Source organism: Paraburkholderia sp. BL9I2N2, from assembly GCF_004339745.1.
Taxonomy (GTDB): Bacteria; Pseudomonadota; Gammaproteobacteria; order Burkholderiales; family Burkholderiaceae; genus Paraburkholderia.
Genome location: NZ_SMGP01000001.1, coordinates 4,786,045 through 4,798,375 on the forward strand (window position 1 = coordinate 4,786,045; position 12,331 = coordinate 4,798,375).

General features: G+C 59.5%; 7 protein-coding genes, 2 tRNA genes and 2 rRNA genes. 6 read left to right on the forward strand and 5 right to left on the reverse strand.

Annotation, left to right across the window (positions count from 1 at the left end):
* The first annotated feature begins 3 nt into the window (after window positions 1-3).
* Window positions 4-1,128 carry an MltA domain-containing protein gene (locus tag B0G74_RS21970; RefSeq protein WP_132376797.1) on the forward strand — a complete coding sequence of 375 codons (1,125 nt, stop codon included), beginning with the start codon at window positions 4-6 and terminating at the stop codon, window positions 1,126-1,128.
* A gap of 59 nt (window positions 1,129-1,187) precedes the next feature.
* Here B0G74_RS21970 and paaK read toward each other — a convergent pair whose 3' ends face one another.
* The 5 genes from paaK to paaN form a co-directional block, all read right to left on the reverse strand.
* On the reverse strand, window positions 1,188-2,492 hold the full coding sequence (gene paaK, locus B0G74_RS21975) for a phenylacetate--CoA ligase PaaK (RefSeq protein ID WP_132376798.1): 1,305 nt from the start codon (window positions 2,490-2,492) through the stop codon (window positions 1,188-1,190).
* Between the two features lie 180 nt (window positions 2,493-2,672).
* The gene (gene paaI / locus B0G74_RS21980; RefSeq protein WP_132376799.1) at window positions 2,673-3,134 is read right to left on the reverse strand and encodes a hydroxyphenylacetyl-CoA thioesterase PaaI; all 462 of its coding nucleotides are present in this window, start codon (window positions 3,132-3,134) and stop codon (window positions 2,673-2,675) included.
* Window position 3,135: 1 nt separating this feature from the next.
* Window positions 3,136-3,927 carry a 2-(1,2-epoxy-1,2-dihydrophenyl)acetyl-CoA isomerase PaaG gene (paaG, locus tag B0G74_RS21985; protein WP_132376800.1) on the reverse strand — a complete coding sequence of 264 codons (792 nt, stop codon included), beginning with the start codon at window positions 3,925-3,927 and terminating at the stop codon, window positions 3,136-3,138.
* A gap of 50 nt (window positions 3,928-3,977) precedes the next feature.
* Window positions 3,978-5,180: a 3-oxoadipyl-CoA thiolase gene (gene pcaF, locus B0G74_RS21990; protein WP_132376801.1), complete on the reverse strand. Its 1,203-nt coding sequence runs from the start codon at window positions 5,178-5,180 to the stop codon at window positions 3,978-3,980.
* Window positions 5,181-5,304: 124 nt separating this feature from the next.
* Window positions 5,305-7,005: a phenylacetic acid degradation protein PaaN gene (gene paaN, locus B0G74_RS21995; RefSeq protein WP_132376802.1), complete on the reverse strand. Its 1,701-nt coding sequence runs from the start codon at window positions 7,003-7,005 to the stop codon at window positions 5,305-5,307.
* Window positions 7,006-7,141: 136 nt separating this feature from the next.
* Here paaN and B0G74_RS22000 point away from each other — a divergent pair, with 136 nt between their 5' ends.
* The 5 genes from B0G74_RS22000 to B0G74_RS22020 form a co-directional block, all read left to right on the forward strand.
* Window positions 7,142-7,918, forward strand: a complete 777-nt coding sequence (locus B0G74_RS22000; RefSeq protein WP_132376803.1) for an enoyl-CoA hydratase — start codon at window positions 7,142-7,144, stop codon at window positions 7,916-7,918.
* A 476-nt stretch (window positions 7,919-8,394) separates the two neighbouring features.
* Window positions 8,395-9,926 (forward strand): 16S ribosomal RNA (locus B0G74_RS22005).
* Between the two features lie 68 nt (window positions 9,927-9,994).
* Window positions 9,995-10,071, forward strand: a tRNA-Ile gene (locus B0G74_RS22010).
* A gap of 73 nt (window positions 10,072-10,144) precedes the next feature.
* Window positions 10,145-10,220 (forward strand) — tRNA-Ala (locus B0G74_RS22015).
* 341 nt (window positions 10,221-10,561) lie between these two features.
* Window positions 10,562-12,331: ribosomal RNA gene (locus tag B0G74_RS22020) — 23S ribosomal RNA — on the forward strand; the annotation flags it as partial.

Sequence of the window (12,331 nt, forward strand, 5' to 3'; positions counted from 1 at the left end):
TGTATGCGTTTTGTCCGCACGGCCGGAGCATGGCTCGGAGCGCTTTCGGTTGCGGTGATGCTGGCGTCCTGCGGTGGTGGCGGCGCGATCCGGCCGTCGGTTTCGCCGCCCACGGGTGCCGCGATCATACCCGGACAGATTGCCGCGGCGCGGCTGACGGCCGTTGCGTGGCAGCAGGTGCCGGGTTGGCAGGACGACTCGTTGATCGGCGCGACGGCCGCGTTGCGGCAAAACTGCGTGAGGCTCGCGCGTCAACCGAACTGGGCGCGTGCATGTGCCGCAGCCTCGCAAATCGACGACCTCGACGTCACCAGTGCGCGGGCTTTTTTTGAAGCCTATTTCACGCCATTCCAGTTAGCGAATACCGACGGGACCCTCGACGGTCTCGTCACGGGCTACTACGAGCCCTTGCTGCGTGGTTCGCATACGCGGCACGGTGTGTATCAGACCGCGTTGTATCGCTGGCCGGCGAGTTATCGCGCGGGCGCGCCGCTGCCGGCGCGTGCGCAACTCGAGCGCGCAGGTGTGCTCAACGGTAACGAACTCGTGTGGGTCGATGATCCGATCGAAGCTTTCTTCCTGCAGGTGCAGGGGTCCGGGCGCATCGTGATGGAAGACGGCAGCGTCATGCGTCTGGGCTTCGGCGGTACCAACAATCAGCCGTACAAGTCGATCGGACGTTGGCTGCTGGATCGCGGCGAACTGACGCCCGCGCAGGCGACCATGCAGGGCATCAAGGCGTGGGCACGCGCGAACCCGACGCGCGTCGATGCGTTGCTCGATACGAATCCGCGCTTCGTGTTTTTCCGCGAGATGCCTTCCGGCGAAAGCGTGCCGAGCGGCGGCGCGGACGGCCCAATCGGCGCGCTGGGTGTGCCGCTGACGCCGGAGCGGTCGATTGCGGTCGATCCGACGTCGATTCCACTTGGTACGCCGGTGTTTTTGCAGACCACGCGTCCGTTGACGAACTCGCCGATGAATCGCCTCGTCTTCGCGCAAGACACGGGTTCCGCGATCAAGGGCGGCGTGCGCGCCGATTATTTCTGGGGCCTCGGCGACGACGCCGGCGATCTGGCCGGCAAGATGAAGCAGGGCGGCCGGATGTGGCTGTTGCTGCCGAATTCTTGAGGGTTGAGTAGCGCGTGGCGCGGTGCGGGTCCGCCGCGCCGCGCGTTACTTCCTGCTTGTTACAGCCCCGACTTGCGCTTGTCCACCACGCGCCGCGCCTTGCCGACCGAACGCTCGATCCCGTTCACACCCAGCACGTTCACCACCGCGCTCACGCCGATCAACGCCTTGATGTCATAGGTCAACGCCTGCTTGGCCGAGTTCAACGCAGCCGTATCCGGCGCCGATTCCGGGCAAGGCTCGACGTTCAACGTCAACACGTCGAGCGGGCCTTCCTTGGTCAGCACGATCTGATAGTGCGGCGCAAGCGCGTGCTGCTTGAGCAGCAGTTCCTCGATCTGCGTCGGGAACACGTTCACGCCGCGCACGATCATCATGTCGTCCGAGCGGCCGGTGATCTTTTCCATCCGACGCATGGTGCGGGCGCTGCCCGGCAATAGGCGCGTCAGGTCGCGCGTCCGGTAACGGATGATCGGCAGCGCCTCTTTGGTCAGCGACGTGAACACCAATTCGCCGAGTTCGCCGTCCGGCAGCACCTCGCCGGTTTCGGGATCGATGATCTCGGGATAGAAATGATCTTCCCAGATGGTCGGGCCGTCTTTCGTTGCCACGCACTCCGACGCCACACCAGGGCCCATCACTTCGGACAGGCCATAGATGTCGACAGCATCGATGCCCATGCGTTTTTCGATCGCCTGACGCATGTCGTTGGTCCACGGTTCCGCGCCGAAGATGCCGAGGCGCAGCGAACAATTGGCCGGGTCGATGCCTTGACGCTCGAGTTCGTCGGCAATGGAGAGCATGTAGCTCGGCGTCACCATGATGATGTCCGGCCGGAAGTCCTGGATCAGTTGCACCTGCTTTTCGGTCTGGCCGCCACCGAACGGGATCACAGTGAGCCCCGCGCGCTCGGCGCCGTAGTGCGCGCCGAGACCGCCTGTGAATAGGCCGTAGCCATAGCTCACGTGAACCTTGTCGCCACGCTTCGCACCGGCGGCGCGGATCGAACGCGCGACGAGATTCGCCCACGTGTCGATGTCGCGCGCGGTGTAGCCCACGACGGTCGGCTTACCCGTGGTACCGGACGATGCGTGAATCCGTGAAATCTGTTCTTGCGGCACGGCGAACATACCGAACGGGTAGCTGTCGCGCAGATCCTTTTTGGTGGTGAAGGGGAAGCGCGCCAGGTCCGCGAGGGTTTTCACTTCGCTCGGATGAACCCCGGCTTCGTCGAATTTGTGTCGATAAACCGGCGAGTTTTCATAAGCGTGGTTCAACGACCATTTAAGCCGTTCAAGTTGAAGCGCGGCAAGTTCGTCGCGGCTGGCGGTCTCGATCGGATCGAGCGGAAGGGCGGTGGTCATCGAATGTCTCCTTGCTGCCTCAATGCTTGGGTCTGAAATACGTGCGCTTGCGCGCAAAAACCTGGGGCTGGCTGCCGTTTAACGGTGTGGCGGCGAAGAGCCGCTACTGGGCCGCGAATCTGTCATTGGTTTGCTGCGTGGTGTCTCGGAGTTATAGCGTTTGCTGCGAGGTTGCTGTTATCACTCGCCTGTCGGAATCAGATTGCCTTTGATTTGAGCCGATTTGCCGCGGAACATTGCAACGGTTTCTTCGGCACGGTTCGTCACTCGAATGTCGTAGATGCCGGTTCGGCCACTCAGCGTCTGCTCGACGGCTTCCGCCGTCAGCACGTCGCCCCCTCGCACGGGCCGCAGAAACTCGATCGAGCATCCGGCGGCAACCGTGTTGATGTTGTACGTGTTGCAGGCGAACGCAAAGGTCGAATCTGCGAGCGTGAAAATCAGGCCGCCGTGGCAAATCTGATGGCCGTTCAGAAAGTCATCACGTATTGCCATGCGCAGGCGTGCGAATCCGGGGCGTACTTCGACGATTTCGAGGCCGAGCGCGCGGCTGCACGCGTCGTTCTCGTACATTGCAGCAGCAGTCGCGCGGGCGAGCTCGTCGGGTGTCATCTGATTGGGATGGTTGGCTTGAGCGGACATGTCAGCGGCCCTCGAAGCGCGGCGCGCGCTTTTCAACAAAGGCTTGCACGCCTTCCGCGTAGTCGTGGGAAGCACCCAGTTGACGTTGCAAATCGCGTTCGAGATCGAGTTGCTGGTCGAGCGTTTGCGTCGCGCCCTTCCGCATGGCCTGCTTGATTGCGGCGATGGCGCGCGTGGGTTGTTGCGCAAGTTGAGTCGCAAGTTTCGCCGCACTGGCGGCGAGTTCCGCGTCGTCGACTGCTTGCCAGATCAAGCCCCAGCTTTCGGCTTTTTCCGCGCTGAGTTTGTCGCCGGTGATGGCGAGCCCTAACGCGCGAGCCATGCCGACGCGCTGCGGCAGGAACCATGTGCCGCCCGAGTCCGGCACGAGGCCGATCTTCACGAACGCCTGAATGAAGCTGGCGGAGCGAGCCGCGAGCACGAGGTCGCACGCGAGCGCGAGATTGGCGCCCGCGCCGGCAGCCGTGCCGTTCACCGCGGCGATTACCGGCAGCGGCAAAGCTTGCAGGCGGCGAATCAGCGGATTGAAATGTTGCTCAATCAGTTCGCCCAGATCGGTCATGGCGCCTGGCGTGAAGTCGAGGTCGGCGAGATCCTGGCCGGCGCAAAAGCCGCGGCCCGCGCCGGTGAGCACAAGCGCCCGGGCGCCGGACGTTTCGACCTCGTCGAGCGCGGCGCTCAATTCCTGATGCATCGCGCGCGTGAAGCTGTTGAGTTTGTCCGGCCGGTTCAGCGTGATGATTGCGACATGGCTCGACGCGTCGATGTCCAGTCGAATCGCTTCATATGACATTGGGTGTCTCCTCAAAGTCTCTTTGACCGATGGGCGCTGTGGCGTCGACCTCAGATTCGCTCGATGACCAGCGCGATGCCCTGGCCTACGCCGATGCACATCGTGCAAAGCGCAAAGCGGCCATTGGTCCGTTCCAACTGGTACAACGCGGTCGTGATCAAACGCGCGCCTGATGCGCCCAGCGGATGACCCAGCGCAATGGCTCCGCCGTTCGGGTTGACGCGCGGGTCGTTGTCGCGCAGACCGAGCGTGCGCAGAACAGCCAGGCCTTGCGATGCGAAGGCTTCGTTCAACTCGATCACATCGAGTTGTTCGAGCGTCATGCCGAGTTGCTTCAACAGCTTTTGCGTGGCCGGCGCCGGACCGATACCCATGATGCGCGGCTCGACGCCTGCTGTTGCCATGCCCACCACGCGGGCGCGGCGACGCAGTCCGTATTGATCGGCGGCCTGCTGGTTCGCGAGCAACAGTGCGCACGCGCCGTCGTTCACGCCCGACGCATTGCCGGCCGTCACGCTGCCGTCCGGACGGACCACGCCCTTGAGCTTGCCCAAACTTTCGAGCGAAGTTTCGCGCGGGTGTTCATCGAGCAGCACGCGTACGGGGTCACCCCTCTTCTGTGCGATGTCGACGCCAACAATTTCCTCGGCCAGCGTGCCGTCCTGCTGGGCCCGAGCGGCTTTTTGCTGGCTCGCCAGCGCAAACGCGTCCTGATCAGCACGGCTCACGCTGAATTCGACGGCAACGTTTTCCGCGGTCTCAGGCATTGAATCGACTCCGTACTGACGTTTCATCAGCGGATTGATGAAGCGCCAGCCGATGGTCGTGTCGTAAATGTCGGCCTGACGCGAGAACGCGCTAGTCGCCTTGCCCATGACGAACGGCGCACGCGTCATGCTTTCGACGCCGCCGGCGATCATCAGGCGTGCTTCCCCCGCCTTGATGGCGCGCGCTGCGGTGCCGACCGCGTCCATACCCGATCCGCACAAGCGGTTGATTGTTGCGCCGGGCGCTTCGGTGGGCAAGCCGGCCAGCAACGCGGACATACGGGCGACGTTGCGATTGTCTTCGCCGGCCTGGTTCGCGCAGCCATAAATGACGTCGTCGAGAGCACGCCAGTCGACGCCGGGATTGCGTTCGATCAGCGCCTTGATCGGCACCGCGCCGAGATCGTCGGCGCGGACATCTTTCAGGGCGCCGCCGTAGCGGCCGATTGGAGTGCGAATCGCATCGCAAATGAAGGCGTCGTTCATATGGATTCCTGCTGGGGCGGATCGGCGTGAGGTGCCGATCCGATGTCTCATGTTAGTTTGGGTGCACAGCCAGGTCCATTCGGCCAAACGGCATAGGACGAAGCCGTGTTTTGTCTTATGCCATTCAGCCAGCTACCGCCGGCGCCGCTTTCGGTTCAACATGAACCCGGCTTTGAACTACGCGGAAGCGATTCGATACGAAAGCTGCGTCCGCCAGCGCGGCATTGGCCGCCGGGTTCGCGCCCGTGCCGTGGAAGTCGGAAAAGGCTGCCGACTGATTGACGAACACACCGCCGGTCAAATTGATAGACAAGGCCACGCCACCGCGGATCGATGCTTCGTGCGCATCTTCCAGCACCGCGTCGTCCGTGCTGTACACCGACAGCGTCAGCGCACCGTGCTCGGCGGCGATCCCGCCGGCGAGATCGAGCGACTGCGCAGTCGAGTCCGTCGCGATCACGAACGAGATCGGGCCGAACCATTCTTTGGTGAACTGTGCTTGGTCGGTGGCGGCATCCAGTTGAAGCACGAGCGGCGTGCGCACGCGGGCCGCGGCAAATGCGGGATGTTCGAGCGTCAGGCTCTCGACGAGCACGCGGCCGAGTTTCGCGGCATCGTCGATGCGTTGAGTCACGCCTTCGTTCTGAATCGCGCCGAGTAGTTCGACAGCGCGAGCCGGGTCGGCCACGAGTTTTTGCACGGCGCCGGCAATGGCTTGAGCGACTTCGTCAAAACTGAGCGTGCCTTCCGCAGTGCGGATGCCGCCGCGCGGCACGTAGATGTTTTGCGGCGCGGTGCACATCTGGCCCGAGTACAGCGCGAGCGAGAAGGCGATGTTGCGGGCGGCAGCCTTGATGTCGTCGACCGAGTCGATCACGATCTGGTTCACGCCGGCTTTTTCGGTGTAAACCTGCGCCTGATGCGCATTGCGCTCGAGCCACGTGCCGTTTTGCGTGCTGCCCGTGAAGTCGATGAGTTTGATTGCCGGGCGCACGGCCAAGTCCTGGACGAGAGCGCCGTCGTTCGGTTCGGTGGCCAGCAAGGTGACGACGTTCGGATCGAATCCCGCTTCGCGCAAAACATCACGCGCAATTCGCACCGTCAGCGCGAGCGGCAGAATTGCGCCCGGGTGCGGTTTGACGATGACCGTGTTGCCCGTGGCCAGATCGGCGAAGAGGCCCGGATAGCCGTTCCACGTCGGGAAAGTGCAGCAGCCGAGCACGAGGCCGGTGCCGCGCGGCACGACGGTATAACGCTTGTGCATGGCGAGCGGCGGGTTCTTGCCTTGCGGCTTTTCCCAATGGGCGTCGCCGGGAATGCGGCGCAATTGGTCCCATGCGTACACGACGGCTTCAAGCGCGCGGTCTTGCGCGTGCGGGCCGCCGGCTTGGAAGGCCATCATGAACGCCTGACCGGTCGTGTGCATCACGCTGTAGCCGATTTCGAAGCTGGCGCGATTCACGCGGGCAAGGATTTCGAGGCACACGCCGATCCATGCCTGCGGGCCCGCCGCGCGCCAATCGCGTTGGGCAGCGTTGGCGGCCGCGATCAGAGCGGCGGGGTCGGCCTTCGGATAGCGTACGCCGAGCGGGAATCCGAACGGTGAGACTTCGGCGCCGACGGTTTCGCCCGTCGACGGTTGGTCCAGCTGGAACGTCGCGTTGAGGTGCGCTTTGAATGCGGCTTCGCCTTCCGCGTTGGCCGTTTCCCCGTACACTTTCGGACTGGGCATTTCGACGAACGGGCTCCAGTAGCCGCGCGTTTCAACCGCGGTGAGTGCCTTTTGCAGCGTGTCTTCGTGCTTGGTGAATAGCGGATGTGTCATGGCAGAGGGGCTTGGCTGTACGTTGGGAAAAGCCTGTCGAATAATTGACCGACCGGTTGGTTGGTGAATGGTAGCATTATTAAGATGGCCGCGCGAAGTGTTTTCGCGCGCAATTTTTCTATCCTTGGGAGGCGGCATGGCTTACGAGAACATTCTGGTTGAGACGCGGGGACGAGTCGGCTTGATCACGTTGAATCGTCCGAAGGCGTTGAACGCTCTGAATGACGCGTTGATGGACGAGTTGGGGACGGCACTGCGCGAATTCGATGCCGACGACGCGATCGGCGCGATCGTGGTCACGGGCAGTGAAAAGGCGTTCGCGGCCGGCGCCGACATCGGCATGATGTCCACCTATACCTATATGGATGTCTATAAGGGTGACTACATCACCCGCAATTGGGAAACTGTTCGCTCCATTCGCAAGCCGATCATTGCCGCAGTGGCCGGGTTCGCGCTCGGCGGCGGCTGCGAGTTGGCGATGATGTGCGACATCATTTTCGCCGCCGACACGGCAAAGTTCGGCCAGCCGGAAATCAAGCTCGGCATCATGCCGGGCGCTGGCGGTACGCAGCGCTTGCCGCGCGCCGTCTCCAAGGCGAAGGCAATGGACCTCTGCCTGACCGCGCGGTTCATGGATGCCGCCGAAGCTGAGCGCGCCGGCTTGGTGTCGCGTGTGATTCCGGCTGCTTCCTTGGTGGACGAAGCGGTGGCTGCGGCTGCGACGATCGCAGAATTCCCCCTGCCGGCAGTGATGATGGTGAAGGAATCAGTCAATCGCGCCTACGAAACGACGCTCGCGGAAGGCGTGCATTTCGAGCGGCGCCTGTTCCATTCGCTCTTCGCTACCGAAGATCAGAAGGAAGGTATGGCCGCGTTCGTGGAGAAGCGCAAACCGGTGTTCAAGCATCGTTAATACGCTTGTCAAAATAACGCTTGCAAGGCGGAGTGGGGCTCGCTAGAATCTCGCTCTTTCGTGCTCCGGACAGCCGGGCACGGGAGGCGGGAGAGCCAGCAGTGGCAAGGCTTTCAGCGAAGTGGGCAGGTTCAGGAAGTTGGAAAAAACCTGTTGACGACGTAGCGAAAGTTCTTCATAATCTCGTTTCTCTGCTGCTGATGCAGCGACGCAGAACGAAGCGGTGCCGGATAGTTGTGAGGTTGACGACGTGCGGTGCCGGTCCGGTAGTGAATGCGTAACCGATCTTTAAAAATTAACAGCCGATAAGTGTGGGCGCTTGATGCGCGACGCGAGGTGGATCCTTCGGGATCTGCCGACCAAGCGAAAGTATCAAGTCTCACACAGTATTAGAGGAAGGTTTGAGCAATCAAATCATCGTCAGTACGTTGAGTGAGCGACCGGTTCTTAACTGAACCGAAAACAGTAACAGGTTTGAACTGAAGAGTTTGATCCTGGCTCAGATTGAACGCTGGCGGCATGCCTTACACATGCAAGTCGAACGGCAGCACGGGAGCAATCCTGGTGGCGAGTGGCGAACGGGTGAGTAATACATCGGAACGTGTCCTGTAGTGGGGGATAGCCCGGCGAAAGCCGGATTAATACCGCATACGATCTGTGGATGAAAGCGGGGGATCTTCGGACCTCGCGCTACAGGGGCGGCCGATGGCAGATTAGCTAGTTGGTGGGGTAAAGGCCTACCAAGGCGACGATCTGTAGCTGGTCTGAGAGGACGACCAGCCACACTGGGACTGAGACACGGCCCAGACTCCTACGGGAGGCAGCAGTGGGGAATTTTGGACAATGGGCGAAAGCCTGATCCAGCAATGCCGCGTGTGTGAAGAAGGCCTTCGGGTTGTAAAGCACTTTTGTCCGGAAAGAAAACCTCGTGGTTAATACCCGTGGGGGATGACGGTACCGGAAGAATAAGCACCGGCTAACTACGTGCCAGCAGCCGCGGTAATACGTAGGGTGCAAGCGTTAATCGGAATTACTGGGCGTAAAGCGTGCGCAGGCGGTTCGCTAAGACAGATGTGAAATCCCCGGGCTTAACCTGGGAACTGCATTTGTGACTGGCGGGCTAGAGTATGGCAGAGGGGGGTAGAATTCCACGTGTAGCAGTGAAATGCGTAGAGATGTGGAGGAATACCGATGGCGAAGGCAGCCCCCTGGGCCAATACTGACGCTCATGCACGAAAGCGTGGGGAGCAAACAGGATTAGATACCCTGGTAGTCCACGCCCTAAACGATGTCAACTAGTTGTTGGGGATTCATTTCCTTAGTAACGTAGCTAACGCGTGAAGTTGACCGCCTGGGGAGTACGGTCGCAAGATTAAAACTCAAAGGAATTGACGGGGACCCGCACAAGCGGTGGATGATGTGGATTAATTCGATGCAACGCGAAAAAACCTTACCTACCCTTGACATGTATGGAACCTGGCTGAGAGGCCGGGGTGCCCGAAAGGGAGCCATAACACAGGTGCTGCATGGCTGTCGTCAGCTCGTGTCGTGAGATGTTGGGTTAAGTCCCGCAACGAGCGCAACCCTTGTCCCTAGTTGCTACGCAAGAGCACTCTAGGGAGACTGCCGGTGACAAACCGGAGGAAGGTGGGGATGACGTCAAGTCCTCATGGCCCTTATGGGTAGGGCTTCACACGTCATACAATGGTCGGAACAGAGGGTCGCCAACCCGCGAGGGGGAGCCAATCCCAGAAAACCGATCGTAGTCCGGATCGCACTCTGCAACTCGAGTGCGTGAAGCTGGAATCGCTAGTAATCGCGGATCAGCATGCCGCGGTGAATACGTTCCCGGGTCTTGTACACACCGCCCGTCACACCATGGGAGTGGGTTTTACCAGAAGTGGCTAGTCTAACCGCAAGGAGGACGGTCACCACGGTAGGATTCATGACTGGGGTGAAGTCGTAACAAGGTAGCCGTATCGGAAGGTGCGGCTGGATCACCTCCTTTCTCGAGCTGACGTGTCAATCGCGTTGAGCGCTCACGCTTATCGGCTGTGAAATCTAGGACAGACTCAGGGGTCTGTAGCTCAGTCGGTTAGAGCACCGTCTTGATAAGGCGGGGGTCGATGGTTCGAATCCATCCAGACCCACCAAAGTCTTGTCTGGTGTGCTGATCGATGATCCCGGGGTATGCCGTGCGCATAGAGAGTTTATCTGTGTATGACTGGGGGATTAGCTCAGCTGGGAGAGCACCTGCTTTGCAAGCAGGGGGTCGTCGGTTCGATCCCGTCATCCTCCACCAATCCTCAATGCCGGTTTTACTGCGGCGGACCCTGAAAGGGGTTTGCGGTGTAGTGAAACAGGCATTGGCGATTGAGCCAGTCAGAGTGATACGCGGTTATAGCAACTGCGATATCGGCTGTCGTTCTTTAACAATCAGGAAGAAGTAGTAAAGAGATTCACGAAAGATCACTTAGAGATGGGTGATTGAGTAGGTGAATCAGGGTTGTGATTGTATCAATGTATTTTAAAGGTGATCGAAAGATCGCTTTGGAATACGGCGCAACACGAATACTCAACCTGTAGCGATTGTGGCGAGCGCATGATTCCCCGTGGATCATGCAGGAGACACACCCGTTATAGGGTCAAGCGAACAAGTGCATGTGGTGGATGCCTTGGCGATCACAGGCGATGAAGGACGCGGTAGCCTGCGAAAAGCGGTGGGGAGCTGGCAAACGAGCTTTGATCCACCGATATCCGAATGGGGAAACCCGGCCCGTATGGGTCATCCATGACTGAATACATAGGTCATGCGAAGCGAACGCGGTGAACTGAAACATCTAAGTAACCGCAGGAAAAGAAATCAACCGAGATTCCCAGAGTAGTGGCGAGCGAAATGGGACCAGCCTGTACTCTTTATCTTCATTGTTAGTCGAACGCTCTGGAAAGTGCGGCCATAGCAGGTGATAGCCCTGTAGACGAAAACAGCGAGGAAGAACTGGGTGTACGACAAGTAGGGCGGGACACGTGAAATCCTGTCTGAAGATGGGGGGACCATCCTCCAAGGCTAAATACTCGTGATCGACCGATAGTGAACCAGTACCGTGAGGGAAAGGCGAAAAGAACCCCGGGAGGGGAGTGAAATAGATCCTGAAACCGCATGCATACAAACAGTCGGAGCCTTCGCAAGGGGGTGACGGCGTACCTTTTGTATAATGGGTCAGCGACTTACATTCAGTGGCAAGCTTAACCGATTAGGGCAGGCGTAGCGAAAGCGAGTCCGAACAGGGCGTTCAGTCGCTGGGTGTAGACCCGAAACCAGGTGATCTATCCATGGCCAGGATGAAGGTGCGGTAACACGTACTGGAGGTCCGAACCCCACTAACGTTGAAAAGTTAGGGGATGAGCTGTGGATAGGGGTGAAAGGCTAAACAAACCTGGAAATAGCTGGTTCTCTCCGAAAACTATTTAGGTAGTGCCTCGTGTATCACCTTCGGGGTAGAGCACTGTCATGGTTGTGGGGTCCATTGCGGATTACTACGCCATAGCAAACTCCGAATACCGAAGAGTGCAATCACGGGAGACAGACATCGGGTGCTAACGTCCGGTGTCAAGAGGGAAACAACCCAGACCGCCAGCTAAGGTCCCCAAATATTGCTAAGTGGGAAACGAAGTGGGAAGGCTAAAACAGTCAGGAGGTTGGCTTAGAAGCAGCCATCCTTTAAAGAAAGCGTAATAGCTCACTGATCGAGTCGTCCTGCGCGGAAGATGTAACGGGGCTAAGCAATATACCGAAGCTGCGGATGCATATTTATATGCATGGTAGGAGAGCGTTCCGTAAGCCTGCGAAGGTGCATTGAAAAGTGCGCTGGAGGTATCGGAAGTGCGAATGCTGACATGAGTAGCGATAAAGGGGGTGAAAGGCCCCCTCGCCGTAAGCCCAAGGTTTCCTACGCAACGTTCATCGGCGTAGGGTGAGTCGGCCCCTAAGGCGAGGCAGAAATGCGTAGCTGATGGGAAGCAGGTTAATATTCCTGCACCATTGTTAAATGCGATGGGGGGACGGATCGCGGAAAGGTTGTCCGGGTGTTGGAAGTCCCGGTCGCTGCGTTGGAGAAGGCACTCAGGCAAATCCGGGTGCGCAATTCAAGGGCGTGGCGCCATTCACTTCGGTGAAGAAGCACTGGAAGTGGTTCCAAGAAAAGCCTCTAAGCTTCAGTTTAACAAGACCGTACCGCAAACCGACACAGGTGGGGCGAGATGAGTATTCTAAGGCGCTTGAGAGAACTCGGGAGAAGGAACTCGGCAAAATTGGTACCGTAACTTCGGGATAAGGTACGCCCCTGTAGCTTGACTGGCTGCGCCAGAAGGGTGAAGGGGTTGCAATAAACTGGTGGCTGCGACTGTTTAATA